Here is a 26,919-nt window from a genome sequence, read left to right as displayed (position 1 = left end):
CTAGGGGGGAGGCTCGGACCGCCCTCGCGCGGGCGGCTCCGGTTCAGGCGGCGCCTGCGCCCGCGGAGTCCAGGGCGCGCAGCACGTCCGCGACCAGGTCCTCGGGATCCTCGGCCCCGGCGGAGAACCGGATGAAGCCCTCCGGGACCGGGTCGCCGCCCCACCGTCCGCGCCGCTCGGCGGTGGACCGTACGCCGCCGAAGCTGGTGGCGTCCTCGACCAGGTGCAGCGCGGCGAGGAAGCGCTCGGCGTGTGCGCGGTCGGGCAGCGTGAAGGAGACCACGGAGCCGAAGCCCTGCATCTGCCGGGCGGCCGTCGGATGGGACGGGTCCCCGGGCAGGCCCGGGTAGCGCAGCCCGGCCACCTCGCCGCGGCCCGCGAGCGCCTCCGCGACGGCCAGGGCATTGGCCCACTGGCGCCGGGCGCGCAGCTGGAGGGTGGCCAGGGAGCGGTGGGCGAGCCAGGCCTCCATGGGGCCCGGGATGGCCCCGATGATCTTGCGCCAGCGGCGGATGCCCGCGGCGAGCTCCGGGTCGCGGCAGACGACGTAGCCGAGCAGCAGGTCGCCGTGGCCGGTCAGGCCCTTGGTGCCGCTGGCCACGGAGAAGTCCGCGCCGAGTTCCAGCGGCCGTTGCCCGAGCGGCGTGGCGAGGGTGTTGTCGACGGCGACCAGGGCGCCTTCGGCGTGCGCGGCCTCGGCCAGGCGCCGGATGTCGCACACGTCGAGGCCGGGGTTGGACGGGGTCTCGATCCACAGCAGCCGGGCGCCGCCGAGGACGCCGAGCTGGGCGTCGCCGCCGGTCGGGGCGGTGCGCACGCGGATCCCGTACGCCTCCAGCTGCTCCCGCAGCAGCGGCAGGGCCTGGTAGCCGTCGTCGGGGAGGACGACGGTGTCCCCGGTGCGCGCCTGGGACAGCAGGACGGCGGAGACGGCGGCCATGCCGGAGGCGAAGACCACCGTGTCCACGCCGTCGCGGCCGGGGGCCTCGATCTCCCCGATGGCCCGCTCCAGCAGCGTCCAGGTCGGGTTGGTGTCCCGGCCGTAGGTGTACGGGCCCTCGACGTCGCCCGGGAGGTGGAAGTGGGCGGCGAAGACCGGTCCGGGCAGGGGCGGTTCGTTCTTGACGGGGGCCGGCAGTCCGGCCCGCACGGCCCGGGTGCCCTCGCCTATGGCGAAGGGCGCGGCGTCCGGGGGGGTCTCGGCTGCGCCCGCCGCGGCGGCGGGTTCGCGGTCGTCGGTCATGCGGTGTGCTCCTTCAGGGCCTCGCGTACGGCGTCCAGCAGGCCCCGGCTGGCCGCCTCGACGAGCCGCAGGCACTCCTCGAACCCGTCGAGGGAGCCGTAGTAGGGATCCGGTACGTCGGCCTCCGGGGCCGTGGCCGCCTGGTCGTATGACCGCAGCAGGCGGACCTTGGCGGCGTCCTCGGGGGTGGGCGCGAGCTTCCGCAGATCCCGCAGGTGGCCCGCGTCGAGGGCGATCACGAGGTCGAGGGCGGCGAACCAGGAGGCCCGGAACTGCCGGGCGCGGTGGTCCTGTTCGTACCCGGCGGCCTCCAGGACCAGGACGGTGCGGGGATCGGCCCGGTCCCCCTCGTGCCAGCCGCCGGTGCCGGCGCTGTCCACCTCGACCAGGCCGTCGAGGCCGGCCTCGACGAGGTGGGCGCGGAAGACGGACTCGGCCATGGGGGAGCGGCAGATGTTGCCGGTGCAGACGAAGCACACGCGGTACACGGCCGGCCGCTCAGCTCTTGTCGGGCAGGGCCAGGTTCACGGCCCAGGAGACAACGGAGATGATCAGGCCGCCGAGGACGGCGGTCCAGAAGCCGTCGACGTGGAAGCTGAGCTCGAGCTGCTTGGCCAGCCAGGACGTCAGCAGCAGCATCAGGGCGTTCACGACGAGGGTGAACAGGCCCAGGGTGAGGATGAACAGCGGCAGGGAGAAGAGCTTCACGATCGGCTTGACGAGGATGTTGACCAGGCCGAAGACCAGCGCGACGAGGATCAGCGTCAGGGCCCGGCGCCCCAGCGGTGCCTGGTCGTCGAGCGTGATGCCGGCGAGGAGCCAGATGGCGACGGCCAGAGCCGCCGCATTGGCGAGCGTCTTGACTACGAAATTGGTCATGTGTCTGATCGTGGCAGAGAAGATCCCGGTGGGACATCAGCAGATCAGCGGATGCCCGGGACCGCGAGAACACGAGGGGCACAACGAAGATGAAGGCCTTCCGGCTGGACGAGCTCGAGGCGGAGCGGCTCGCGAACGACGGCGCCTACCTGCAGTTCCTGCATGAGCGGAACATGTCGGTCGGGCTGTACGCGCTCGATGCCGGCCAGAGCGACCCGCAGCAGCCGCACCGCCAGGACGAGGTGTACTTCGTCGTGAGCGGCCGTGCGTCGATCACGGTCGGGGAGGAGACGACGACGGTGGCCCGCGGCAGCGTCGTCTACGTCCCGGCCGGAGTGCCGCACAAGTTCCACCACATCACCGAGGACCTGAAGGTCCTGGTGGTGTTCTCCCCGCCGGAGGCCTGACGGGCCCGCCGGCTGAGGGTCCGTGGCCCGGTCCCCCTAGGGGGCGGATCAGGGGAGGGCGGGGGCTTGCGGGCCCCCGCTGCCGGGCGCGGCCTCCTAGCATCGGAAGCAGGAAGACGCGCCACGAGCGCGATCGAGCGCGATCCGAGCGCTACCCGAGCGAGAAGAGGTCGAGGACATGGACGGTATCCGGGAGACGTTCGCAGGCATGCCCTGGTGGGTGAAGTGGGTTGCGATCCCGCTTCTGGTGGTCTTCGTCTTCGGCGGCGTCATCACGAGCATCCTCGGTGCCCTGATCGGGTTCGTCTTCAAGCTGCTGCTCTTCGTCGCCCTGGTCGGCGGTCTGGTCTTCCTGGTGAAGAAGTTCGCCGGGAGCAGCGGGAGCAGCACGAAGTCCTCGTACGACAAGTGGTAGGCCGGGCGGGACGGGCGGCGCGGGCCCGGTCCGGGCACTTCCCGGACTCACCCGGGTGGGGGAACGCCGGCCGCTGAACCGCTCACGGTGCGGGAATCGGCCGATACAGTGGCAATCTATGCCGTTCCCTTGGCCTGAGCACCGGTAATGCCGCCGTGAACGCGGCTCTACCGAGCACGGCCGAGTGCGACCCCAGGGGACCCACGGCATGTGCGGGGGCGGCCCCCGCAGGGCGGGTGCCCGAAGCCCGCCGCCACGCCTGGGGGTGTGCTTTTGTCTTCGGTTCACAATGCCGGTGTGCCGACACTGATCGGTTCGGTCCAGCGGGCGTTGAGGCTGCTCGAAGCCGCGGGGTCCCACAGCGGCGGAGCGCCCGCGAAACAGCTCGCCCGCGAGGCCGGGGTCCCGCTCCCCACCGCGTACCACCTGCTGCGCACCCTCACGCACGAGGGATATCTACGCCGCGAGAGCGGGGTCTTCGTGCTCGGGGCCGCCGCCGGGCGGCTGGCGGGCGGGGGATTGCAGCAGAAACGTCGCAGCATGATCCTCGACTCCCTCGCCCACTTCCGCGACGCCGTCGGGGCACCCGTCTACTTCGCGGTGTTCCGCGAGGGTGAGATCGAGGTCGTGGGCGTCTCGGACACCCCGGCCGATCCGGCCGTGGAGGAATGGGCCGACTTCCGTGCGACGGGCCACGCGCACGCGATCGGCCAGTGCCTGCTGGCGCAGCTCGACGAGGCGACGCGCAAGGATTACTACGACCGCCATCCGGTCGAGGCCATCACCGCCTACACCGTGCGGGACCAGCGCGCCCTGGAGGCCCGGATCGCCTCCCTGGGGCGGATGCAGCCCGTGACGGAGCATCAGGAGTACGCGCTGGGCACGGTCTGCGCGGCCATCCCGATCACGGCCGGGGACACCGCGGCCACAATGGCCATTTCTCTCCCCTTGCACCAGGAAGCCCGATTGCCGTGTGTAGTCGATCGACTACGGAGTGAAGTAGGCGCGCTGTTGAGTACCCTCTCCTTCTCTATCAGTATCTGAAAACTCACTCCTTGTGATCCGCCAGCGCTTACACCACTCTTGTCAAGAGGGTCTTGGGGGGTCATTCCTGGCCACTTCCACAACAGCGGGGTAGGCAATGCGCGAGTCGGTGCAGGCAGAGGTCATGATGAGCTTCCTCGTTTCCGAGGAGCTCTCGTTCCGGATCCCGGTGGAGCTCCGGTACGACGCCCGTGACCCCTACGCGGTCCGCCTGACCTTCCACCTTCCGGGAGATGCGCCCGTGACCTGGGCGTTCGGCAGGGAGCTCCTCCTCGACGGCATCAACAAGCCGTGCGGCGACGGCGACGTGCACATCGCACCGACCTCCCCCGAGGAACTGTCCGACGTGCACATCCGGCTCCAGGTCGGCGGCGACCGGGCCCTGTTCCGGGCCGGCGCGGCCCCGCTCGTCGCCTTCCTCGACCGCACCGACCGGCTCGTTCCACTCGGCCAGGAGCGCAGCCTCGGCGACTTCGAGGGGAGCCTCGACGAGGCGCTCGACCGGATCCTGGCCGAGGCGCGGCAGAACGAGCAGAACGCGGGCTGATCAGGGTCAGCGCTTGCGCCGCCGTCGGCCCCGCCCGCCGCGCGCCGGACCGGCCGTGGTCGCTCCGGCCGGGGTCCCGGGCCGGTCGGCGGACACCACCAGCGCGGCCAGCACCGTCGTCACCGGCACGGAGGCCACGAGTCCGATCGAGCCCACGAGGGTCCGGACGATCTCCTCCGCGACCAGCTCGCTGTTGGCCACCGAACCCATGCTGCTGTTCGCGATCGAGAACAGCAGTAGCAAGGGCAGTGCCGCGCCGGCGTAGGCCAACACCAGTGTGTTGACGACCGAGGCGATGTGGTCGCGGCCGATGCGGATGGCCGCCCGGTACAGGGCCCGCGGCCCCATCGTCGGGTCCGCCTGGTGCAGTTCCCAGACCGCCGAGGTCTGGGTGACCGTCACGTCGTCGAGCACACCGAGCGATCCGATGATGACGCCCGCGAGCAGCAGGCCGCTCATGTCGATGCCCGGGTAGAGCCCGTGGATCAGCCCCGTGTTGTCGTCGGTGTTGCCGCTGAGGAACGCCCAGTCGATGAACAGCGAGCCCAGCAGCCCGATCAGCAGCAGCGAGACGAGCGTACCGAGCACCGCGACGGAGGTGCGGGCGGTCAGCCCGTGGCACATGTAGAGCGCGATCAGCATGATGGCGCTCGCCCCGATGACCGCGACGACCAGGGGGTTCGAGCCCTGCAGGATCGCCGGCAGGATGAACAGGGTCAGCACGACGAAGCTGACGGCCAGGGCGATCAGCGCGAACATGCCGCGCATCCGTCCGACGACGACCACCGCCACCGCGAACAGGCCGGCGAGCAGCGCCAGCGGCAGCTTGCGGTTCACGTCGATCACGGAGTACTGCAGGTCCCGGGGTGCGTCCGGTGCGTACGCGACGACGACCTCCTGGCCGTCGGCCAACTGCCGCGGGGCGCCCGGCTGGACGATCTCGAAGAAGGTGCGGCCCTTGTCCGGTCCGGTGCCGACCTCGATCGTCGCCTTCTTGCACTCGCCCGTCTGCGAGGCCACCGCCTCGCGGCCCTCCGGGGTCGCGGTGCTGCCGGTGGGCGGCACCTGAGAGGCGTTCACCGATTTGCAGTCGACATTTTCGAGGGCGACGACCTTGCCCTGCTGGGTCTGGCGGTCGAACCCCACGCCGGAGCGCTCGTGGGACGGGGCGCCGCCCGGCCAGAGCACCGCCATGCCGATGAAGACGGCGGCGGCGAAGGGGATCAGCACGGCCGCGATGACCTTGCGCAGGTGCATCGAGACGGGTGCCGCCGGTCCGTGGCCGTGGCTGTGGCCGTGCGCATGTCCGTGGCCGTGCCCGTGTCCGTTCCCGTTCACATGCCCGGGCGCGGGCACGTGATCATGGCCGTCGGCACGACCGTGGTCAGTGGGCTCGGAGGGATTGAACGGAGGCTGCGGCGAGGACGTCACCGGCAGATCATCGCAAGAGATGAGGGGGCCCACTGTTCAGCACGCCACAGATGACGCTAGCGTGGGGGCACCTTTGCACAACGCGGGAGCTCGGAGCACCGGGCTGAGAGGACGCTGATCACCGTACGCGCGCACGGCACGCGTGGGGGAAGAGGCTGCGTCGACCGCCGAACCTGTTACCGGGTAATGCCGGCGTAGGGAGATCAGGTCTCATGACCATTCAGGACGCACGCACGCCTGCCGTCGGCCAGGACGCCGAGGGCGAGACCGAGCGCCAGCCGGGCTGGCACAAGGGCTACGTGGCGGGCTCCCGCCCCGACATCCGGGTGCCGGTTCGCCAGGTCCACCTCACCAACGGCAAGGACGTCACGCTCTACGACACGTCCGGGCCGTACACCGACCCGCAGATCGAGACCGACGTGCGCCGCGGCCTGCCGCCGCTGCGCGAGAACTGGATCATCGGCCGCGGCGACACCGAGGAGTACGCGGGCCGCCCGGTGCGCCCCGAGGATGACGGCATCAAGCACACCTCGCCGCGCGGTGGCCTCAAGAACCTCGACGCGGTCTTCCCGGGCCGCCCGCGCCTGCCGCGCCGCGGCCGTGACGGCCAGGCCGTCACGCAGCTCGCGTACGCCCGCCGCGGTGAGATCACCCCGGAGATGGAGTACGTCGCGATCCGCGAGAACGTCTCCCCCGAGGTCGTCCGCGAGGAGATCGCCGCAGGCCGCGCGGTGCTGCCGGCCAATGTGAACCACCCGGAGATCGAGCCGATGATCATCGGCAAGAAGTTCCTGGTGAAGGTCAACGCCAACATCGGCAACTCCGCCGTGACCTCCTCCATCGAGGAGGAGGTGGAGAAGATGACCTGGGCCACCCGCTGGGGCGCCGACACGGTCATGGACCTCTCCACCGGCCGCAACATCCACACCACCCGCGAGTGGGTGCTGCGCAACTCCCCCGTGCCCATCGGCACCGTGCCGCTCTACCAGGCGCTGGAGAAGGTCGACGGCAAGGCCGAGGAGCTGACCTGGGAGATCTACAAGGACACGGTCATCGAGCAGGCCGAGCAGGGCGTCGACTACATGACGGTCCACGCCGGTGTGCTGCTGCCGTACGTGCCGCTGACCGCCCGCCGCAAGACGGGCATCGTCTCGCGCGGCGGCTCGATCATGGCCGCCTGGTGCCTGGCGCACCACAAGGAGAACTTCCTCTACACGAACTTCGAGGAGCTCTGCGAGATCCTCGCGACGTACGACGTGACGTACTCGCTGGGTGACGGCCTGCGCCCCGGCTCGATCGCGGACGCCAACGACGCGGCGCAGTTCGCGGAGCTGAAGACGCTGGGCGAGCTGAACACGATCGCCAAGCGGCACAACGTCCAGACGATGATCGAGGGCCCGGGCCACGTCCCGATGCACAAGATCAAGGAGAACATCGACCTCCAGCAGGAGATCTGCGAGGAGGCCCCGTTCTACACGCTGGGCCCGCTCACCACCGACGTCGCCCCGGCTTACGACCACATCACCTCCGGCATCGGCGCCGCGATGATCGCCTGGTGGGGCACCGCGATGCTCTGCTACGTGACCCCCAAGGAGCACCTGGGCCTGCCCAACCGCGACGACGTGAAGACCGGCGTCATCACGTACAAGATCGCGGCCCACGCGGCGGACCTGGCCAAGGGCCACCCGGGCGCCCAGGAGTGGGACGACGCCCTGTCGGACGCGCGGTTCGAGTTCCGCTGGGAGGACCAGTTCAACCTGGCCCTCGACCCGGACACGGCCCGCGAGTTCCACGACGAGACGCTTCCGGCCGAGCCGGCGAAGACCGCGCACTTCTGCTCCATGTGCGGTCCGAAGTTCTGCTCGATGAAGATCTCCCAGGACATCCGCCGCGAGCACGGCGGCGACCTGAAGGCCGAGGAGATCGAGGCGGGCATGGCGGAGAAGTCCGCCGAGTTCGCTGCGAGCGGCAACCGGGTCTACCTCCCGCTGGCGGACTGACCGCAGCGCCGCGGGCGCACCGCTCCGGGGAGGTAGAGGGGGCTTCCCCGGAGCGCCGTCCGGTCCTGCACCGGCGGTGAACCCGTCGCCGTGGAAAGGGCCTTGCGCTGGAGTGCGCTCCAACTCCTAGAGTGCGGGCCCATGACCATGAGATACCGCAGCCTGGGCCGGACCGGCATGGAAGTCAGTACGCACTGTCTGGGGACCATGATGTTCGGGGCGGTCGGCAACCCGGACCACGACGACTGCGTGCGGATCGTCCATGCCGCGCTCGACCGGGGGATCAACTTCGTCGACACGGCGGACATGTACTCAGCGGGCGAGTCCGAGGTGATCGTCGGCAAGGCCCTCAAGGGGCGGCGTGACGATGTCGTGCTCGCCACCAAGGTGCACTTCCGGATGGGCGAGGGGCGCAACCGCAGCGGCAACTCGCGGCGCTGGATCGTGCGCGCGGTGGAGGACAGCCTGCGGCGGCTGGACACCGACTGGATCGACCTCTACCAGGTGCACCGGCCCGACCACACGACGGACGTCGAGGAGACCCTGTCCGTCCTCGGCGACCTGGTGCGGGCCGGCAAGATACGGGCCTTCGGCTGCTCGACCTTCCCCGCAGAGGAGATCGTCGAGGCGCACCACACCGCCGAGCGGCGAGCCCTTGCGCGGTTCCGGACCGAGCAGCCGCCGTACTCGATCCTCGCGCGCGGGATCGAGGCCGACGTCCTGCCCGTGGCCCAGCGGTACGGGATGGGGGTGCTCACCTGGAGCCCGCTCGCCTCGGGCTTCCTGAGCGGCAAGTACCGCCTCGGCGGGCCGATCGACCTGACCTCGGGCCGGGCCGCGCTGACACCGGCGCGCTTCGACCCGGCGATTCCCGGCAACGTCGCCAAGCTGGAGGCCGTGGAGCAGCTCGTCGAGCTCGCCGACGGGATCGGCTGCACCCTGCCGGAGCTGGCCGTCGCCTTCCCCGTCGCGCACCCCGCCGTCACATCGGTGATCATCGGCCCGCGGACCATGGACCAGCTGGAATCGCTCCTCAAGGGCGCCTCCTTGGTGCTCGACGATGCCGCGCTCGACCGGATCGACGCGATCGTGCCGCCCGGGACGAACCTGTACCGGCCCGATGGGGTCTGGCTTCCGCCGGCCCTCGCCGATGCCGCGCTGCGCCGCCGGCCCCTGGGGGAGCGCGCCGCCGGCTAGGCCTTCGCCCTGCGCTTCGATGTTTCACGTGAAACGGGGATGGAGGAACCGCTGCGGGCCAGGGCGTAGCCGCGGTTGGTCTCCGTCTGGCGCCGGTACGGCTCCGGCAGGTCGGGCAGGGCCAGCAGCCGGTCGCAGGCGTGCAGCGAGGCCTCCATGTCGCCGATCCAGTACGCGGTGATGGAGTGCTCGAAGAGCAGCCCCCACCGGTAGACCCACGGGTGCATGAACAGCAGGTCGTCCGGGGCGGGCCGGTCCAGGACGGCCGAGGTGATCGCGTGGGCGGCGTGGTGGCGGCCCAGCAGCCGCAGCCTGGAGGCCAGTTCGTAACAGGCCTCCAGGCGGCCCGGCCGCGACTCCCAGGCACGGGTGAGGGCGTCCATGGCTGTCGGCCAGTCCCCGGAGTCGGCGGTCAGGACGCCGACCTGGAGCAGGGAGCAGTAGACCTCCTCGGCCCAGCCGCCCATTTCGGCCCGGTGTTCGTAGAGCCGGATCGCCTCCTTGGTGTCGCCCATGTCGCGCATCGTCTGGGCGAGGTAGAAGACCGTCCGGGTGTTGGACGGGTCCCGCTCGAGTTCCGCGCTGAGCAGGCGGGCGTCGCGCTCGAACTTGTCGTGCCTGGAGCCGCCGTCGGCGTGGTCCTCGATGAAGAGCGCGTCGAGGTTCTCCTGCACTCCCGGGCGATGCTCGAACTCGCCGGGGCGGTCGCAGGTGAGGTACTCGTGGGTGACGCCCTCGTACCGCCAGGGCAGGTCGCCGCGGACCAGGCGCTTGATGCGGTACTCGGTCGCCCCTTCGTGGCGGAGCATGTACGACTGCGCTCCGAGCCGGGGCAGCGGCCCCTCGCTGCGCAGCACGTGGTCGGCGTCGAGGAGCAGCAGGTAGTCGGCCTTGCCGCGGGCATGGGCGATGTTCAGGCTGCGGTTGTGGCCGAAGTCCGTCCACGGCTCCTCGTGCAGCTCGCCGGGGATCCCCTCCAGGGCGTCGCGGATCAGCTGCTGGGTGCCGTCCGTGGAACCGGTGTCGGAGATGACCCAGGTGTCGATGAGGTCCCGTACCGAGGCCAGGCAGCGCTCGATGACGGCGGATTCGTTCTTCACGATCATGCAGAGGCAAATGGTCGGCTTCACGGCCGCCGACCCTAGGGATACGGCCGGCCGGGGTACCGGCGGCACGCCGTGCGGCGACCCGGGGGGCTGGTACGGCACCGCCAAGTGGCCGTGTTCACTGGTCCGTTCCGCTGACAGGCGTGCGAGCCGGACCGGTGTGGCGGGAAGGGCTCTTCAGGATGGCCCGCGGAGCCCACTCGTGTGTGCGGACTCCGCCGAAACATTCGATCAGGTGTGCGCGAGGAGCGGTACATGAGTTCTGAGGACAGGTCCCGATTCCCCCTGGGGCCACTGCCCCGCCGTCGAGCGGGCTGGCTGGCCGGAGGCGCCTTCGCCTCTCTGGCCTTGGTGCTGACGGGCGTCGTGGCTCCGGCCTCGGCCGTCACGCCGCTGCCCGGCGGCTCCGTGGTGGCGCCGGGCAGCGGTGACCACTGTGGCCCGTCCACGGCGAAGAAGGCGATGGAGCAGGCGCAGCCCGTCGGGGGCGACAAGTGCAAAGTGGGCCCGACGGGCCCGCGCGGGCCCAGGGGGCATACGGGTCCGACCGGTCCCACCGGACCGACCGGTCCCACCGGACCAACCGGACCGACCGGACCCACCGGTGCCCCGGGCACCGGTGCCACAGGCGGGACCGGTCCGACTGGTCCGACTGGTCCGACCGGCCCCACCGGCACGCAGGGAGCCAGCGGCCAGTGCTTCGACGTCGACGCGGTCCGGCCCGCCGCCTCTCGCGAGGTCAAGGCGGTGCTCTCCGACACCATCACGTACGCCGGTATCCGCGACCTGACCCCGGCCGTGACGCCGTGGCGCTGGTACGACCTGACCGACACCGGGGACACGTATCCGACGGACGCCTGCGCGGTGTCGATCTCCACCCAGGCCAACATCGTCAACATCGAGGTGCTGACCACGGGCGGCGAAATCTTCGAAACGAGATGCACGATCGTTCCCGGCACGCCGGACGCCCTCACCTGCAACGAGGTGTGGACACCGGCGAATCCGCAGCCGACCGCCGGGGCGAACGGCCTGGCCCGGTTCGCCCACGGATCCCTGTCCGCGGAGGACCGGAGTCTGCGCCCCAACTGAAGTGGCAGTAGCAGCCGTTACCGTGGCTCGGGCTCCGAGCCTCCGAAGTCCGGGCTCGTGAAGTCCGGCGGCGTGTAGCCGGGCCGGGTCCCCTGTGAGGGCGAGCCGGGGCTGGTGAAGTCGGGCCGGGTGTATCCCAGGTTGGGGATGCGCCCGGCCTTCGGCGTGCGGGGGCCCGAAAGCGCAGGTCCGGGCACCGGATCCGGCACCGCGGCCGGGTCGGCGAGCGCGTCCCGCAGGAACGGCAGGATGCCCCGCTCCAGCAGCGCGCGCCGCCAGGCCTCGCGGGCCAGCGCGACCTCGTCGGGCACCGCATCGGCCGCGTCCCCGTCCCCGGCCACGACCTCGGTCGCACGGTTGCGGACGGCCGTCACCACCAGCCCGACCACCGCGAACAGCAGGGTCACCACGGTGAGTGCGCCGAAGAGCCAACCCGCCGTCAGCATCGTGTCGGCGAACGAAGGTTCGGGGTCGATCGCCTTCAGCGTGTAGCCCAGCAGCAGGAAGATCACCATGGCGGCGGCCGCCAGGACCGGCGCGAGGACCGCGACCATCGCGCTGATGCCCGCGCCGTCGCCCTCCCCGTCCTCCTGCCCGGCGCCCCGGTGCCCGGCCGCGGCACTCGGGGCCGAGCGCAGCTCCTCGCGCCGCTCGCCCCGTACCTTCACGAAGTGGTCGTACTCGGCCGCGGCCGCGGCGGTCAGCAGGGCGATGGCCCCGACGGCCATGGTGCGCAGTTGTTCGGCGTTCAGTCGCATCCCGAGCGCGGCGAGCTCGGGCCGTTCGTGTGCGGTGCGCAGCGCCTCGTCGAGGAGCCGATCGAACTCCGGTCGGTCTTCGGTCAGCAGGTGCGGAGCGCTGTTCATGTGCATCCCCCGATGCTCCGTGGGAGCCGGTTGTCCCGCGTAGACCCGGGCACCGGCACAAACGGAGGAGAGCCTGCTACGGATAGAGCGATGGTAGAGCGCTCATGCCGCGCCGTGACAGGGGCTTTCGTGAATTGCCCCGCACGTGACAAGCCTGCAAGCCTCAGTCGTGCAGCGGGAGTTGCTGGACGAGCAGCTTGCCGGCCATGGTGACCCCGCCGTCCATCGCGATGGCGAGGCCGCCCGCGTACACGTGCGGTCCGTGGACCGCCTCCGGTCCGTGCCCGCTGTCGCCGTCCTCGGTGCCCACCTCGCCGAGCAGGTACGGGATGGGGCTGTGTCCGTGCACGACGCGGCTGCCGCCGTACATGTCGAGGAGCTCGCGCACCGCCTGGGGGCCGGTTTCCTCGTCGCGGAAGGCGAACCGCTTGGTGAACTTGCGGAACAGGTCCCAGGTGATGTCGGCGTCGTTGCGGTTGAGCAGCTCGTGGATGGTGTCGTTGACGTCCTCGATGGAGTCGCCGTAGTCGAGGTACGCGGTGGTGTCGGAGTGCAGCAGCAGGTGCCCGTCCTCCAGTACGGCCGCGTCCAGCCGGGACATCCACTGCAGGTGGACGTCCTCGAGGCGCTCCATGTCGGTGCGCTGGCCGCCGTTGAGGAGCCAGGCGGCCTGGAAGGTCGCGGTGCCGGCGCCCGAGGCGACGGGGGTGTCGCCGAAGCGCTTGGCGCCGATGAGCAGCAGCTCGTGGTTGCCCATGAGGGCCTTGCAGTAGCCGCCGGCGGCGGCGGCCTCGGCGGACAGGCGCATCACGAGGTCGATGACGCCGATGCCGTCGGGGCCGCGGTCGGTGAAGTCGCCGAGGAACCACAGGCGGGCGTTGCCGGCGGACCACCGCCGCTCGGCGTCGATGAGGCCCTGGGCCTGGAGTTCGGCGACGAGCTCGTCCAGGTAGCCGTGGACGTCGCCGACGACGTAGAGCGGGCCGGGGCCGGTCGGGGACTCCTGGGGGACGTACTGGACCTGGACGGTGTCGCCCGGTCCGCCGCGGCCGATGATCGGCAGGTCGCGGTGGGTCGGGGTGTAGCCGCCGAGGTCGTCCTCCGCGGGCGGCGCCGTGGCCGGGGTCGGCACGGGGGCCGGCGCGGACGCGGGCATGGGCGGCACGGGTGCCGGCGGGGGCGGCGGCACGGGGGCCTGGCCCGGGGCGTGGGGCGGCGCGGGCGGCTCGCCGTAGTACGCCGGGTACTCGCCGTACACAGGGGCGTCCTCGGGCTGCGGTGCGGGCGCGGCGCCGTACGGATGGGGTTCGGTGACCGGCACCCGGAAGTCCCGCAGCGTCTCCGTCCGCATCGCGGGTCCCTGACCGGCCCCCTGAGTCATCGACCCCTCCACCACCGTCGCGCTGCCGTACACCTGCGGACCCTCCTGGCCTCCAGGGTGGAGGATCCGTGATGTCGTGCGCCCATCATAGGAATGCGGCTCGCGCTGTGTGACGCACCAGGGGTGGTGAATCCTGCGCGGAACCGATCGTTCCTGCCGCTTTCGCCCGAAATCGGAGTTGCCGAAATCCTCGGCGGGGCCGTCGACCCCGCCGGTACGGCGGTGTGGCGGTCAGTCCTGGGCCGGTGACCGGGGCGGGCTGACCGTCGTCCGGGGCCGCCTGCGCTGCGAGGACGTACGGACGATCAGCTCGGTGGGGACGACCTGTTCGACGGGCCGCCCGGTGTCGACCCCTTCGATGGCGTCGATGAGCAGCTGCACCACCGCGGTGCCGATGCGCCGCGGCTTGAGGGAGAGCGTGGTGATCGGCGGCTCGGTGTTGGCGTACACGGTGGATTCGCTGCAGCACACGAGCAGCAAGTCCTCCGGGACGCGCAGTCCGTAGCGCCGGGCGGCGGCGAGCAGGTCGGTGCCGTTGGGGTCGAAGAGCCCGTAGACGGCGTCGGGGCGGTCGGGTCGGGCGAGCAGGCGGTCGGCGGCGACGGCGCCCGCGCACGGGTCGTGGGCGGGGTAGGACTCGTAGACCGGGTCCTGGCCGACGCGCTTGCACCAGTTGAGGTAGGCGGTGGTGGACAGGCGGGTGTACGTGTCGGTGGTCGTGCCGGTCAGCAGCCCGATGCGGCGGGCGCCGGCGGCGGCGAGGTGGTCGAGCAGGTTGAGCACGGCCGCCTCGTGGTCGTTGTCGACCCAGGCGGTGACGGGCAGGGAGCCGGCGGGGCGCCCGTCGGAGACCACCGGCAGGCCTTGGCGGACCAGCTCGGTGACGACGGGATCGTGGTCGGAGGGGTCGATCACGACGGTGCCGTCGAGGGCCACGTTGGACCACACGTCGTGCCGGGAGGTGGCGGGGAGGATGACGAGGGCGTATCCGCGGGCGAGCGCGGCGGAGGTGGCTGCTCTGGCCATCTCCGCGAAGTACGCGAATTCGGTGAAGGTGAAAGGTTCATCCCCGTACGTGGTCACGGTCAGGCCGATGAGGCCCGACTTGCCGGTGCGGAGGGTGCGGGCGGCGGCGGAGGGGCGGTAGCCCAGCCGGTCGGCGACCTCGCGAACGTGGCGGCGGGTGGCGTCCGGCAGTCGCCCCTTGCCATTGAGCGCGTCGGAGACGGTCGTGATCGAGACGCCCGCTGCGGCGGCCACGTCCCTGATGCCGGCCCGGCCCTGTCGGCCGGCGGCCCGCCGGGTGGTCTCGGTCCGGCTCACCTGATGCTTCCCTGCTGCTGTCATGGCGAGCCGATAGTAGGGCTCGGTGGGGTGGGTGGTCCGGATGCATATGCACGCGTTGACAGGCACGATTCTGCATGGTTCGCCACCCCCAATGACCTTGGAAATAAAGGCATTTGGGAGCGGAGGGTGACCGGGCCCTTTGTCGGCGGGTACGGGCATGCCAAACCGGGCTGGTCTCGGGACGGTCTCAACTCACCTGTACGAGGGATGCGCGCCACGGCGCAGGCCACCGGCGCACGCATATATGCGTGCGCTCCCCCGCAATCCTGGCGCCGCCATTTTCGGAAGCGCGGAATCCTCATAAGGTGAGCAGTATTGAGTCGACGGCGACGTCGGACGGGATGGTCGAGGAGGACCTGCGGTGAGCGAGAAGAGCCCGAAGCTGCGCGCCGAGCTGGACGGCATTCCCGTCTACAAGCCGGGGAAGCCCGCCGCCGCCGGTGGCGGGCCGGTCGCGTACAAGCTGTCCTCGAACGAGAACCCCTACCCGCCGCTGCCCGGCGTGCTGGAGAGCGCGGTCGCGGCCGCCCACGCGTTCAACCGCTACCCGGACCTGGCCTGCACGGGCCTGGTGAACGAGCTCGCGGAGCGCTTCGGCATCCCGGCCGAGCACATCGCCACGGGCACGGGCTCGGTGGGCGTGGCCCAGCAGCTGGTGCAGTCCACGGCGGGCCCGGGCGACGAGGTCATCTACGCCTGGCGGTCCTTCGAGGCCTACCCGATCATCACGCAGATTGCGGGTGCGACCTCCGTGCAGGTCCCGCTGGCCGAGGGCGACGTGCACGACCTCGACGCGATGTACGACGCGATCACCGAGCGGACCCGCCTGATCTTCGTCTGCAACCCGAACAACCCCACCAGCACCGCCGTGCACCGCGCCGAGCTGGAGCGGTTCCTCGACCGTGTGCCCTCGGACATCCTCGTGGTGATCGACGAGGCGTACCGCGAGTTCGTCCGCGACGTCGAGGTGCCGGACGGCATCGAGCTGTACCGCAACCGCCCGAACGTCTGCGTGCTGCGCACCTTCTCCAAGGCGTACGGCCTGGCCGGTCTGCGTGTCGGCTTCGCAGTGGCACACGAGCCGGTGGCCGCGGCGCTGCGCAAGACGGCGGTGCCCTTCGGCGTCAGCCAGCTGGCCCAGGACGCGGCGGTCGCCTCGCTGCGCGCCGAGGACGAGCTGATGGGCCGGGTCGGATCGCTGGTCGCGGAGCGCACCCGGGTGTACGAGACGCTGCTGGGCCAGGGCTGGACGGTCGTCCCGCCGACGCAGGCGAACTTCGTGTGGATGCGGCTGGGCGAGCGGACCGCCGAGTTCGCGGCGGCCTGCGAGAAGGCCGGTGTGGTGGTCCGGCCCTTCCCGGGCGAGGGCCTGCGGGTCACGATCGGTGAGACCGAGGCGAACGACCTCTTCCTGCACACGGCGGAGGCGTTCTTCAAGGAGATGTAGCGCCGGCTGCGGGGGACGCGGCCGTTGCAGCGCCGGCTCGGGGGATCCCGGGCCGGCTAGGCCAGCTCCACCCGGACCGGGTCGCCGTCGCGGACGGTGGCCAGCAGGCGGGGGTCGCCGTCGAACGAGCCGAGCACGTTGCACGGGCTCGCCAGGCGGCTCTCGCCCCCGCGCGAGATGGGCGTCGGACCGTAGGGGAGTGCGAGCGCGTCGCCCTCGGTCCAGAAGGCGACCGTGCCGGGCTCGACGACCTGGCGGGCGTCGTGCTCCAGCGCGACGGAGACACCGGTGTCGAAGTAGACCTCCTCGCCCCAGGTGTTCGCGGAGGCGTGGATGGGGAGGGCGGCGGTGAGTGCCTTGGCGGTCGGGGTGTCGTCGAGCGTGGCCGTGAGCTGGCCTGAGGGCCAGGAGATTCGAATCTTCATGCGCTGAATTCAACAATATGTTGAATTCGTTGGCCAGTGCTTGTACCCCCCGGATGAAAGCGCCGGAAGCCTGTGCGACATAATGCTTGTGAATGTGAACGCGTTCACAAGCGCGCGTGCCTTCTCCCGGTTCACGCCGGTTCGGGCATGCGCAGTGCCGCCCACGGCGACGTAAGGAGAGACGACGTGGACCTGGCTCTGGCGCCGGAGACTCTGGCGCGATGGCAGTTCGGCATCACCACCGTCTACCACTTCCTCTTCGTCCCCCTGACGATCTCGCTCGCCGCGCTCACCGCCGGCCTGCAGACGGCCTGGGTGCGGACCGAGAAGGAGAAGTACCTCAAGGCCACCAAGTTCTGGGGCAAGCTCTTCCTGATCAACATCGCGATGGGTGTCGTCACCGGCATCGTCCAGGAGTTCCAGTTCGGCATGAACTGGTCCGACTACTCGCGCTTCGTCGGCGACATCTTCGGTGCCCCGCTGGCCTTCGAGGCCCTGATCGCGTTCTTCTTCGAGTCCACCTTCATCGGTCTGTGGATCTTCGGATGGGACAAGCTCCCGAAGAAGATCCACCTGGCCTGCATATGGATGGTCTCGATCGGCACCGTCCTGTCCGCGTACTTCATCCTCGCGGCCAATTCCTGGATGCAGCACCCGGTCGGCTACCGGATCAACAAGGAAACGGGCCGCGCCGAACTGACCGATTTCTGGGCGGTGCTCAGCCAGAACACCACCGTCACCCAGGCCTTCCACACGCTGTCCGCGGCCTTCCTCACCGGCGGCGCGTTCATGGTCGGCATCGCCGCCTATCACCTGGCCCGCAAGAGGCACGTCCCGGTCATGCGCAGCTCGCTGCGGCTGGGCCTGGTCACCGTCGTCATCGCCGGCATGCTCACCGCGCTGAGCGGCGACTTCCTCGGCAAGGTCATGTTCAAGCAGCAGCCGATGAAGATGGCCGCGGCCGAGGCCCTGTGGGACGGCGAGGCACCCGCCCCGTTCTCCGTCTTCGCGTACGGGGACGTCGACAAGGGCCACAACCGGGTCGCCATCGAGATCCCGGGCCTGCTGTCCTTCCTCGCCAACGACGACTTCGACTCCTTCGTCCCCGGCATCAACGACGTCAACAAGGCCGAACAGGAGAAGTTCGGGCCCGGCGACTACCGGCCCAACATCCCCGTCGCCTACTGGGGCTTCCGCTGGATGATCGGCTTCGGCATGGCCTCCGTCGCGCTCGGCGCGGCCGGGCTGTGGCTGACCCGCAAGAGGTTCATGCTCCCGCCGGCCCTGCGGACCGGTGAGGACGAGGTGCCGCACCTGGTGCTCTTCCGGCAGCCGCTCGGCGCCCGGCTGACCCGGTGGTACTGGCTCGCCGCCGTCTGGATGCTCGGCTTCCCGCTGATCGCCAACTCCTGGGGCTGGATCTTCACCGAGATGGGCCGCCAGCCGTGGGTCGTCTACGGAGTCCTGCGGACTCGCGACGCCGTCTCGCCCGGAGTCTCCCAGGGCGAGGTCCTCACCTCGATGCTCGTCTTCACCGCCCTGTACGCCGTACTCGCCGTCATCGAGGTGAAGCTCCTGGTCAAGTACGTCAAGGCCGGCCCGCCCGAGCTCACCGAGGCCGACCTCAACCCGCCGACCAGGATCGGCGGAGACGGCACCTCCGACCGGCCGATGGCCTTCTCGTACTGAGGCTGAGGGGACCCCACCATGCAACTCCACGACGTCTGGTTCGTGCTCATCGCCGTCCTGTGGACCGGCTACTTCTTCCTGGAGGGCTTCGACTTCGGGGTCGGCGTCCTGACCAAGCTGCTCGCGCGGGACCGCGCCGAGAAGCGGGTCCTGATCAACACGATCGGGCCCGTCTGGGACGGCAACGAGGTCTGGCTGCTCACGGCCGGCGGCGCGACCTTCGCCGCCTTCCCCGACTGGTACGCCACCCTGTTCTCCGGCTTCTACCTGCCGCTGCTCGTCATCCTGGTCTGCCTGATCGTCCGCGGCGTCGCCTTCGAGTACCGGCACAAGCGGGACGAGGACCGATGGCAGACCAACTGGGAGCACGCGATCTTCTGGGCCTCGCTGATCCCCGCCTTCCTGTGGGGTGTGGCCTTCGCCAACATCGCGCGCGGCGTGAAGATCGACCAGAACAAGGAGTACGTCGGAAGCCTCTTCGACCTGCTCAACGTGTACGCGCTCCTCGGCGGACTGGTCACCCTCACCCTGTTCACCTTCCACGGCGCGGTGTTCACCTCGCTCAAGACGGTGGGTGGGATCCGGGACCGCTCCCGTGCCCTGGCGACCCGGCTGGGCGCGGTCACCGCGGCGCTCGCGGTGGTCTTCCTGGGGTGGACCCAGCTCGAGCGCGGTGACGGCTGGAGCCTGATCGCCCTGGTCGTCGCCGCGCTGGCGCTGGCCGGAGCACTGGGCGCCAACCTCGCGGGCCGGGAGGGCTGGTCGTTCGCACTCTCCGGGATCACCATCGCGGCGGCCGTGGCGATGCTCTTCCTGACGCTCTTCCCGAACGTCATGCCGTCCTCGCTGGACGACGCCTGGAGCCTCACGGTCACCAACGCCTCGTCCAGCCCGTACACCCTGAAGATCATGACCTGGTTGGCGGCCGTCGCGACCCCGCTGGTCCTGCTCTACCAGGGCTGGACGTACTGGGTGTTCCGCAAGCGGATCGGCACGCAGCACATCGCCGACGCGCACTAGCCCCGGCTCTGCCGAGGGCCCCGCCTCGCCTGACCGACCCTGCCCTGGGGGATGTTTCACGTGAAACCGATCGACCCGCGCCTGTTTCGGTACGCCCGCTCCACCCGCCCGTTCCTGGCGGCCGTGGTGGCCCTGGGATGTGCCGGGGCGGGGCTGGTCATCGGCCAGGCGATGCTGCTTGCCGAGATCGTCGTCGGGGCCTTCGAGAAGGGCCTGGACGGCGAGGCGCTGCGCACGCCGCTGCTGCTGCTCGCGGCCGTGGCGGTCGGGCGGGGCCTGCTCGGCTGGCTCACCGAGCTGGCCGCGCACCGGGCCGCCGCGGCGGTCAAGTCGCAGCTGCGGGGGCAGCTGCTGGACCGGGCGGCCGATCTGGGACCGGGCTGGCTGAGCGGGCAGCGGACCGGTTCCCTGGTGGCGCTGGCCACCCGGGGCGTGGACGCCCTCGACGACTACTTCTCCCGCTACCTGCCGCAGCTGGGCCTGGCCGTGGCCGTGCCGGTGGCGGTCCTCGCCCGGATCGTCACCGAGGACTGGGTGTCGGCGGCCATCATCGTGGTGACCCTGCCGCTGATCCCCCTGTTCATGGTGCTGATCGGCATGGCCACCCAGTCCCGGATGGACCGCCAGTGGCGGCTGCTGTCCCGGCTGTCGGGCCACTTCCTCGACGTGGTGGCCGGGCTGCCGACGCTGAAGGTGTTCGGGCGGGCCAAGGCCCAGGCCGAGTCGATCCGCCGGATCACCGACGACTACCGGCGGGCGACCATGCGGACCCTGCGCATCGCCTTCCTGTCCTCGTTTGCATTGGAACTGCTGGCCACGCTCTCGGTGGCCCTGGTGGCGGTCGGCATCGGCATGCGGCTGGTCAACGGCGACCTCGACCTGTACACCGGCCTGGTCATCCTGATCCTGGCGCCCGAGGCGTACCTGCCGTTGCGCCAGGTCGGGGCCCAGTTCCACGCGGCAGCCGAGGGGCTGGCGGCCGCGGACGAGATCTTCGAGGTGCTCGGGACGCCGGCCGCCGCCGCGCCGGGGGCGGGGGCCGCGGTGCCCGACTCCGGTCCCGGCGGCCTGCGGATCGAGGTCGACGGGGTCGCCGTACGCCACCCCGGGCGGGGCGGGGACTCGCCCGGGCCGGTCACGTTCACGGTCGGGCCCGGCGAGTGCGTGGCCCTGACGGGGCCCAGCGGGGCGGGGAAGTCCACCCTGCTCCAGGTGCTGCTCGGGTTCGTCGCACCGACCTCGGGGCGGGTGCGGATCGGGGGCACGGACCTGGCCGAACTGGCGCCGGAGCAGTGGCGGGGGCAGATCGCGTGGGTGCCGCAGCGGCCGCACCTGTTCGCCGGGACCCTCGCGGAGAACGTGCGGCTCGCCCGGCCGGAGGCCTCCGACGCAGCCGTGGCGCAGGCTCTGGAGGCGGCCGGGGCCCGGGAGTTCGTCTCCGCGCTTCCGCTCGGCGTCGAGACGGTGCTCGGCGAGGGCGGGGCCGGGCTGTCCGCCGGTCAGCGCCAGCGGATCGCGCTCGCCCGGGCGTTCCTCGCGGACCGGCCGGTGCTGCTGCTGGACGAGCCGACGGCCGCACTGGACGGGGAGACCGAGGCGGCTGTGGTGGAGGCCGTACGCCGCCTCGCGGTGGGTCGGACCGTCCTGCTGGTCGTCCACCGGCCGGCGCTGCTCGCCGTCGCCGACCGGGTGGTCGCGATCACCGCGGGGGAAGCGGAGGGCGCTGCCCTGGACCGCGTCCGGCTCGTCTCCGCGCGCGCAGCCGGCCCCGTGCACGCCGCGTCCGCCCGGGAGCGGGAGCCTGCGGCCGTCGCGCCGCCCACCCGCGCGGGGCTGGAGACCGCTGGGCCCGGTGCGGCCGGGCGGGATCCGCTGCGGCGGGTCCGTGACGTGGCGAAGGCCTGGCAGGGGAGGTTCCGGCTCGGGCTGCTGCTCGGGTCGCTGGCGGTCGGGTGCAGCGTCGGGCTGATGGCGGTCTCCGGCTGGCTGATCTCGCGGGCCTCCGAGCAGCCGCCCGTGCTCTACCTGATGGTTGCGGTCACGGCCACCCGCACGTTCGGGCTCGGGCGGGCCGTGTTCCGGTACGCCGAGCGCCTCGTGTCGCACGACGCCGTCCTGCGGATGCTTGCCGACCTGCGGGTCTCGGTGTTCCGGCGGCTCGAGCGCATCGCACCCGGCGGGCTGCGCGCCCAGCGGCGCGGGGACCTGCTGGCGCGGCTGGTGGCCGACGCCGACGCCCTTCAGGACTACTGGCTGCGCTGGCTGCTGCCGGTGGGCACCGCGGTCCTCGTCGGCACCGGATCGGTCGCGTTCACCGCCTGGCTGCTGCCCGAGGGCGGGGCCGCCCTCGCCGTGGGCCTGCTCGCCGCCGGGGTCGCGGTGCCCGCGGTCAGCGGGGCCTGCGCCCGGAGTGCCGAACGCCGGCTGGCGCCCGCCCGCGGGGAGCTCGCCATCCGGGTGGCCGACTTGCTCACCGGGACGGCCGAGCTGACCGTCGCCGGGGCGCTGGCGCGCCGCAAGGAGGCAGCGAGGGACAGCGACCGCACCCTGACCGCCATCGCCGCGCGCGGCGCCGCCGCCACCGGGCTCGGCAGCGGACTGACCGCCCTCGTGTCCGGGCTGACCGTCGTGGCCGCCGCGTTCTTCGCCGCCGGCGCCGTGCAGGACGGCCGGCTCTCGGGGGTCGCCATGGCGGTGGCCGTACTGACGCCGCTGGCCGCCTTCGAGGCGGTGTCCGCACTGCCGCAGGCCGTCCTGTTCCGCCGGCGGGTGCGCCGCAGCGCCGAGCGGGTGTACGAGGTCATCGACGCCCCGGCCCCGGTCGCCGAGCCGGAGCAGGCCGCCCCGGCGCCCGCCTCGCCGTTCCCGCTGCGCCTGGCGGGGCTCACCGCCCGCCACCCCGGGCAGGAGGGCGACGCCCTGCGCGGGCTGGACCTGACCCTCGAGCCGGGACGGCGCATCGCCGTCGTCGGCGCCTCGGGCGCGGGCAAGACCACCCTGGCCCAGGTGCTGCTGCGGTTCCTGGACCCCGGCGACGGCACGTACACCCTCGGCGGGACCGATGTGCGCACGCTCGACAGCGACGACGTCCGCCGGATCGTCGGCCTCTGCGCGCAGGACGCCCACATCTTCGACAGTTCGGTCCGGGAGAACCTGCGCCTGGCACGCCCCGGGGCGGGCGAGGAGGAGCTGCGCCGGGCCCTGGCCGCTGCCCGGCTGCTGGACTGGGCCGACGGCCTTCCGGACGGGCTCGACACCCTCGTCGGCGAACACGGCCGGCGGATCTCCGGCGGCCAGCGCCAGCGCCTGGCCCTGGCCCGCGCGCTGCTCGCCGACTTCCCCGTCCTCGTCCTGGACGAGCCGGCCGAACACCTCGACCTGGCGACCGCCGACGCCCTGACGGCGGATCTGCTGGCCGCGACCGAGGGCCGCGCCACGGTGCTGATCACGCACCGGCTGGCCGGGCTGGCCGCGGTCGACGAGGTCCTGGTCCTGGACGGCGGAGCGGTCGTCCAGCGCGGCGCGTACGCGGAGCTGGCCGCCGAGGAGGGGCCGCTGCGCACGCTCCTGGACCTGGAGCGTGCGGCGGAGGGGCTGCGGCACGGGGCACTGGCCGACTTTCCCCGGTAAATAGGACTAACTAGGCTCAAGGGCATGTCGCTGCAGCACTCGCAGGAACCGCCGGAGGCGCGGGATCCGGCCTCGGGGGCGCCGGATCCGATGGAGGCCGCCACCCAGACCACGCGGAGTCTGCAGGGACTGTCCACCGAGCTCACCGCCCGGGTTCCGCAACTGCTGGAGGCCATGCGCTCCGTCGGCACCGGCCTCGAACTGCACTCCACGCTCGACCGGATCTGCGAGACCGCCGCCGAGCTCGCGGACGCCCGGTACGCCGCGATCGGCGTCGTGGACACCGAGGGCCGCGGGCTGTCGGACTTCGTGACCTTCGGCATCAGCTCCGAGGTGGCCCGCAGGATCGGGCACCGACCGGACGGGAAGCGCGGCCTGCTCGGTGCGCTGATCTCGCACGCGGGCACCGTACGGCTGGCGGATCTGACGAAGGATCCGCGCTCGGCCGGCTTCCCGCCGCACCACCCTCCGATGAAGACCTTCCTCGGCGTACCGATCAGGGTCCAGGGGGAGATCTTCGGCAACCTGTACCTCGCCGAGAAGAACGGCGGCGGCGAGTTCAACGACTACGACGTGCACATGGTCCGGGTCCTGGCCACCGAGGCCGGCATCGCCATCGGCAACGCACGGCTGTACGAGGCGGCGACGCAGCGCGAGCGGTGGATCGACGGCTCGGTCGCCGTCACCACCGCCCTGCTGTCGGGCGGGGACGCCGACGATGCGCTCGCCGTGGTGGCGGAACAGGCCCGCCGTCTGGCCGACTCCTCGGCAGGCATCGTGATGCTGCCCGCCGAGGAGGGCGGGATGGAGATCGTCGCCGTCTCCGCCGACGACCCGGCCACCTCGCTCGGGGTGGTGATCCCGGCCGAGAGTCCCGTGGTGGCGAAGCTGCTGGAGGGCGAGCCCGTCTTCGTCGACGACGCCGCCTCCGACCCGCGCACGGTCAGCAAGCTGACCAGCCGGTACGGCCCCTGCATGATGCTGCCCCTGCACAGCGGCGGGCGGGTGCTGGGTGCGCTGGTCACCCCCAGGGGCCGCGGCAAGCGCCCGTTCAGCGAGGCCGAGCGGACACTGGCCACGCAGTTCGCCTCGCAGGCGGCGCTCGCGCTGATGATGGCGGAGGCCCAGCGCGACCGGGAGCGCCTCGCCGTGTTCGAGGACCGCGACCGGATCGCCCGGGACCTCCACGACCTGGTCATCCAGCGGCTGTTCGCCACCGGGATGATGCTGGAGGGCGCGGCGCGCCGGTCCGTGGTCCCCGAGGTCCGCGACGGCGTCGGCAAGGCCGTGGACGAGCTGGACGTGACGATCCAGGAGATCCGCACCGCGATCTTCGCGCTCCAGCAGGGACCGGCGGAGGCCCCCTCGGGGCTGCGGACCCGGGTGCTGCGGGAGATCAACATGGCGGCCGTGCCGCTGGGCTTCAAGCCCGCACACCGCTTCCTCGGTCCCATCGACACGGTGGTCGGCGAACTCGTGGGCAAGAACCTGATCGCCGCGCTGCGCGAGGCCCTCTCCAACGCCTTCCGGCATGCGGACGCCTCGCGGATCGAGGTGGTCCTCGACTGCACCGCCACTCTGCCGGACGGTCGGCCCGGGGTGCGCCTGGAGGTGGCCGACGACGGGGTGGGCATCACCGAGGGCGGGCGCCGCAGCGGACTGCGGAACCTGCGCCGCCGGGCCGAGTCGCTGGGCGGCACCAGCACGTACGGGCCCGGCATCGGGGAGCACGGCGGCGGGACCAGCCTTGTGTGGCAGGCCCCGCTGCAGCCTTAGAGCTTTTCGGGCTCCTGCTGCCTCTGCCGGCTTTGTGCTGCTGCCCGGTCCGCGAGGATCTGCTCGATGACGACGGCGACCCCGTCCTCGTTGTTGGCGACGGTCCGGCCGGACGCGGCCGCGATCACATCCGGGTGGGCGTTGCCCATCGCGTACGAGGTGCCGGCCCAGCGGAGCATCTCCACGTCGTTCGGCATGTCGCCGAAGGCGACCACCTCGGCCGGGGAGATGCCGCGCTCCGCGCAGCACAGCGCGAGCGTGCTGGCCTTGGACACGCCCAGCTCGCTGATCTCCAGCAGGGCCGTCGGGCTGGAGCGGGTGATCGACGCGTAGCCGCCCGCAACCTTGCGCGCCAGGGCCAGGAACTCGTCGGGGGCCAGCTCGGAGTGGTGCGCCAGCAGCTTCAGGACGGGGGCGGCGGCCTCCTCCGTGTCTGCGCCGTCGCCTGCGGATTCCTTCAGCAGCTGCTCCGCGGTGGCGACATGCGCACCCGGGTCCTGGAAGAACGGCGGGTACAGCGGCTCGTAGTTGATGCCCGTGGTCATCTCGACCGCGAAGGACGTGCCCGGGGCGGCGGCGCGCAGCGTGTCCACGACCGTCAGAGCGGTGGCCCGGGGCAGGGCCCGGACCTGGACGAACTCGCGGCCAGCATGGAGGTCGACGACCGCCGCGCCGTTCGCGCAGATCGCCAGGCCGTGGCCGTGGACGTGGTCGCTGACCACGTCCATCCAGCGGGCCGGGCGGCCGGTGACGAAGAAGACCTCGATCCCGGCCTCCTCGGCGGCGGCGAGGGCGGCGACCGTGCGGAGCGAGACGGATTTGTCGTCGCGCAGCAGGGTGCCGTCGAGGTCGGTGGCGATGAGCCGGGGCGTCGGGGTTGGCCCGTCCGGGCGCTGGGGAGCCGAGGTCACGGATCCATCTTCGCCCATGGCCAGGGCACGCCAGTGCCGGACCTGGTCGCCCGAGGTGCCCGTTGGCGATGTTTCACGTGAAACGAGGCGGGCCGAGGTTTCACGTGAAACATCGGCGGGGCCGTAGGCTCGACACATGAGTTTGCGTCTGAGCACTGTGATTCTCCCGGTACGTCCATGGCGTGAGGGCGGCCGTGACCAGTGGGTGCGGGCCGAGGGGCTCGGGTTCCACACGGCCTACAGCTATGACCACCTGTCCTGGCGGGCGTTCAGGGACCTCCCGTGGTTTGGCGCGATTCCCACCCTGACCGCGGCGGCCGCGGCCACCGAGCGGATGCGACTGGGGACCCTCGTCACCTCGCCGAACTTCCGGCACCCGGTGACCCTGGCCAAGGAGCTCATGACGCTGGACGACATCTCCGGCGGGCGCATCACCCTCGGCATCGGGGCCGGCACCAACGGCTTCGATGCGACCGTGCTGGGGCAGGACCCCTGGACCCCGCGCGAGCGCGCCGACCGCTTCGCCGAGTTCCTGCCGCTGCTGGACCGGTTGCTGACCGAGCCCGCGGTGAGCACTCACGGCATGTTCTACGCCGCCGACGAGGCCCGCAACGTCCCCGGCTGCGTCCAGCGCCCCCGCCTGCCGTTCGCGGTCGCCGCGACCGGCCCGCGCGGGCTGAAGCTGGCCGCGGCGCACGGCCAGGCCTGGGTGACGACCGGTGACCCGAAGCTGTACGAGGAGGGCACCCCCGAGCAGTCGCTCGAGGCCCTGCGCGGCCAGCTGACCCGCCTGGAAAAGGCGTGCGCGGAGATCGGGCGGGCCCCGGAGTCGCTGGAGAAGGTCCTTCTGACCGGCTTCACCCCGGAGCGCAACTCCCTGCTGGACTCCGTGGACGCGTTCGTCGACTTCGCGGGCCGCCACCAGGAGCTCGGCTTCACCGAGCTGGTGATCCACGCCCCGATCCCGGACTCGGACTTCGCCGCGGACCAGGGCGTCTTCGAGAAGATCGCCACCGAGGGCCTGGCCCAGCTCGCCGGCTGATGCGCCGGTGCCCCGGCCGCCGAGGCG

General features: G+C 71.6%; 23 protein-coding genes and 1 riboswitch. Of the genes, 13 read left to right on the top strand and 10 right to left on the bottom strand.

All coding sequences use genetic code 11. From position 1 onward, the window contains the following. Positions 1-43 precede the first annotated feature (43 nt). Genes ABZ924_RS04160 through ABZ924_RS04150 form a run of 3 tightly spaced genes read right to left on the bottom strand, consistent with a single transcriptional unit; the run spans position 44 to position 2,122 of the window. Positions 44-1,243, bottom strand: a complete 1,200-nt coding sequence (locus tag ABZ924_RS04160) for a cystathionine gamma-lyase (RefSeq protein WP_361903780.1) — start codon at positions 1,241-1,243, stop codon at positions 44-46. Then, positions 1,240-1,683, bottom strand: a complete 444-nt coding sequence (locus ABZ924_RS04155; RefSeq protein ID WP_361904053.1) for a low molecular weight protein-tyrosine-phosphatase — start codon at positions 1,681-1,683, stop codon at positions 1,240-1,242. The genes ABZ924_RS04160 and ABZ924_RS04155 overlap by 4 nt, the downstream gene beginning before the upstream one ends. A gap of 58 nt (positions 1,684-1,741) precedes the next feature. Beyond that, positions 1,742-2,122 carry a phage holin family protein gene (locus tag ABZ924_RS04150; protein ID WP_361903777.1) on the bottom strand — a complete coding sequence of 127 codons (381 nt, stop codon included), beginning with the start codon at positions 2,120-2,122 and terminating at the stop codon, positions 1,742-1,744. Positions 2,123-2,211: 89 nt separating this feature from the next. On the opposite strand from ABZ924_RS04150, the gene ABZ924_RS04145 reads away from it, so the two are divergent. From ABZ924_RS04145 to ABZ924_RS04130, 4 genes are all read left to right on the top strand, one after another. Continuing rightward, on the top strand, positions 2,212-2,529 hold the full coding sequence (locus ABZ924_RS04145; protein WP_361903774.1) for a cupin domain-containing protein: 318 nt from the start codon (positions 2,212-2,214) through the stop codon (positions 2,527-2,529). A 178-nt stretch (positions 2,530-2,707) separates the two neighbouring features. Next, positions 2,708-2,944, top strand: coding sequence for a DUF5326 family protein (locus tag ABZ924_RS04140; RefSeq protein WP_361903771.1), 237 nt, complete (start codon positions 2,708-2,710; stop codon positions 2,942-2,944). A gap of 297 nt (positions 2,945-3,241) precedes the next feature. After that, positions 3,242-3,988 (top strand): helix-turn-helix domain-containing protein, encoded by a 747-nt coding sequence (locus ABZ924_RS04135; protein WP_361903768.1) that lies wholly within the window; start codon positions 3,242-3,244, stop codon positions 3,986-3,988. A 97-nt stretch (positions 3,989-4,085) separates the two neighbouring features. After that, positions 4,086-4,535 carry an SsgA family sporulation/cell division regulator gene (locus ABZ924_RS04130; RefSeq protein ID WP_361903765.1) on the top strand — a complete coding sequence of 150 codons (450 nt, stop codon included), beginning with the start codon at positions 4,086-4,088 and terminating at the stop codon, positions 4,533-4,535. 6 nt (positions 4,536-4,541) lie between these two features. Here the strand turns inward: ABZ924_RS04130 and ABZ924_RS04125 are convergent, their stop codons facing one another. After that, positions 4,542-5,999, bottom strand: a complete 1,458-nt coding sequence (locus ABZ924_RS04125) for a YibE/F family protein (protein ID WP_361903762.1) — start codon at positions 5,997-5,999, stop codon at positions 4,542-4,544. Positions 6,000-6,038: 39 nt separating this feature from the next. Further along, a riboswitch (TPP riboswitch) is annotated at positions 6,039-6,184 on the top strand. Here ABZ924_RS04125 and thiC point away from each other — a divergent pair. Further along, positions 6,179-7,966: a phosphomethylpyrimidine synthase ThiC gene (thiC, locus tag ABZ924_RS04120; RefSeq protein WP_361903760.1), complete on the top strand. Its 1,788-nt coding sequence runs from the start codon at positions 6,179-6,181 to the stop codon at positions 7,964-7,966. It overlaps the preceding riboswitch by 6 nt. Before the next feature lie 147 nt (positions 7,967-8,113). Further along, entirely contained in the window at positions 8,114-9,163 is a 1,050-nt protein-coding gene (locus ABZ924_RS04115) for an aldo/keto reductase (RefSeq protein WP_361904050.1), read from the top strand. On the opposite strand, the gene ABZ924_RS04110 is transcribed toward ABZ924_RS04115, so the two are convergent. Next, positions 9,160-10,293: a glycosyltransferase gene (locus tag ABZ924_RS04110; protein ID WP_361903757.1), complete on the bottom strand. Its 1,134-nt coding sequence runs from the start codon at positions 10,291-10,293 to the stop codon at positions 9,160-9,162. The two genes, ABZ924_RS04115 and ABZ924_RS04110, sit on opposite strands and share 4 nt — an antisense overlap. 723 nt (positions 10,294-11,016) lie before the next feature. Here ABZ924_RS04110 and ABZ924_RS04105 point away from each other — a divergent pair. Continuing rightward, entirely contained in the window at positions 11,017-11,358 is a 342-nt protein-coding gene (locus tag ABZ924_RS04105; RefSeq protein WP_361903754.1) for a hypothetical protein, read from the top strand. Positions 11,359-11,375: 17 nt separating this feature from the next. Here the strand turns inward: ABZ924_RS04105 and ABZ924_RS04100 are convergent, their stop codons facing one another. The 3 genes from ABZ924_RS04100 to ABZ924_RS04090 form a co-directional block, all read right to left on the bottom strand. After that, on the bottom strand, positions 11,376-12,230 hold the full coding sequence (locus ABZ924_RS04100) for a hypothetical protein (RefSeq protein ID WP_361903751.1): 855 nt from the start codon (positions 12,228-12,230) through the stop codon (positions 11,376-11,378). Between the two features lie 157 nt (positions 12,231-12,387). Then, positions 12,388-13,605 carry a metallophosphoesterase gene (locus ABZ924_RS04095; RefSeq protein WP_361903748.1) on the bottom strand — a complete coding sequence of 406 codons (1,218 nt, stop codon included), beginning with the start codon at positions 13,603-13,605 and terminating at the stop codon, positions 12,388-12,390. Positions 13,606-13,836: 231 nt separating this feature from the next. Next, a complete protein-coding gene (locus ABZ924_RS04090) occupies positions 13,837-14,952 on the bottom strand; it encodes a LacI family DNA-binding transcriptional regulator (RefSeq protein ID WP_361903745.1) in 1,116 nt (371 codons plus the stop codon). Between the two features lie 361 nt (positions 14,953-15,313). Between ABZ924_RS04090 and hisC the strand changes: the two genes are divergently transcribed. Continuing rightward, complete coding sequence (gene hisC / locus ABZ924_RS04085) at positions 15,314-16,399, top strand: histidinol-phosphate transaminase (RefSeq protein ID WP_361903742.1); 1,086 nt, start codon at positions 15,314-15,316, stop codon at positions 16,397-16,399. Between the two features lie 56 nt (positions 16,400-16,455). Here the strand turns inward: hisC and ABZ924_RS04080 are convergent, their stop codons facing one another. Next, positions 16,456-16,824, bottom strand: a complete 369-nt coding sequence (locus ABZ924_RS04080; RefSeq protein WP_361903739.1) for a cyclophilin-like fold protein — start codon at positions 16,822-16,824, stop codon at positions 16,456-16,458. Positions 16,825-17,010: 186 nt separating this feature from the next. Here ABZ924_RS04080 and ABZ924_RS04075 point away from each other — a divergent pair, with 186 nt between their 5' ends. From ABZ924_RS04075 to ABZ924_RS04060, 4 genes are read left to right on the top strand one after another with little or no spacing between them, the layout of a single operon-like run. Continuing rightward, positions 17,011-18,513 carry a cytochrome ubiquinol oxidase subunit I gene (locus tag ABZ924_RS04075; RefSeq protein ID WP_361903736.1) on the top strand — a complete coding sequence of 501 codons (1,503 nt, stop codon included), beginning with the start codon at positions 17,011-17,013 and terminating at the stop codon, positions 18,511-18,513. An 18-nt stretch (positions 18,514-18,531) separates the two neighbouring features. Continuing rightward, complete coding sequence (gene cydB / locus ABZ924_RS04070; RefSeq protein WP_361903732.1) at positions 18,532-19,533, top strand: cytochrome d ubiquinol oxidase subunit II; 1,002 nt, start codon at positions 18,532-18,534, stop codon at positions 19,531-19,533. A 51-nt stretch (positions 19,534-19,584) separates the two neighbouring features. Continuing rightward, the gene (gene cydD, locus ABZ924_RS04065) at positions 19,585-23,163 is read left to right on the top strand and encodes a thiol reductant ABC exporter subunit CydD (protein WP_361903730.1); all 3,579 of its coding nucleotides are present in this window, start codon (positions 19,585-19,587) and stop codon (positions 23,161-23,163) included. A gap of 24 nt (positions 23,164-23,187) precedes the next feature. Continuing rightward, complete coding sequence (locus tag ABZ924_RS04060) at positions 23,188-24,939, top strand: GAF domain-containing protein (protein WP_361903727.1); 1,752 nt, start codon at positions 23,188-23,190, stop codon at positions 24,937-24,939. On the opposite strand, the gene ABZ924_RS04055 is transcribed toward ABZ924_RS04060, so the two are convergent. After that, positions 24,936-25,868 (bottom strand): Cof-type HAD-IIB family hydrolase, encoded by a 933-nt coding sequence (locus tag ABZ924_RS04055; RefSeq protein WP_361903724.1) that lies wholly within the window; start codon positions 25,866-25,868, stop codon positions 24,936-24,938. The genes ABZ924_RS04060 and ABZ924_RS04055 overlap by 4 nt on opposite strands. 118 nt (positions 25,869-25,986) lie before the next feature. Between ABZ924_RS04055 and ABZ924_RS04050 the strand changes: the two genes are divergently transcribed. After that, on the top strand, positions 25,987-26,892 hold the full coding sequence (locus ABZ924_RS04050) for an LLM class flavin-dependent oxidoreductase (RefSeq protein WP_361903721.1): 906 nt from the start codon (positions 25,987-25,989) through the stop codon (positions 26,890-26,892). Positions 26,893-26,919 lie beyond the last annotated feature (27 nt).

The organism is Streptomyces sp. NPDC046876, assembly GCF_040645035.1.
Taxonomy (GTDB): Bacteria; Actinomycetota; Actinomycetes; order Streptomycetales; family Streptomycetaceae; genus Streptomyces.
This window is presented reverse-complemented; position numbering and strand designations above follow the sequence as displayed.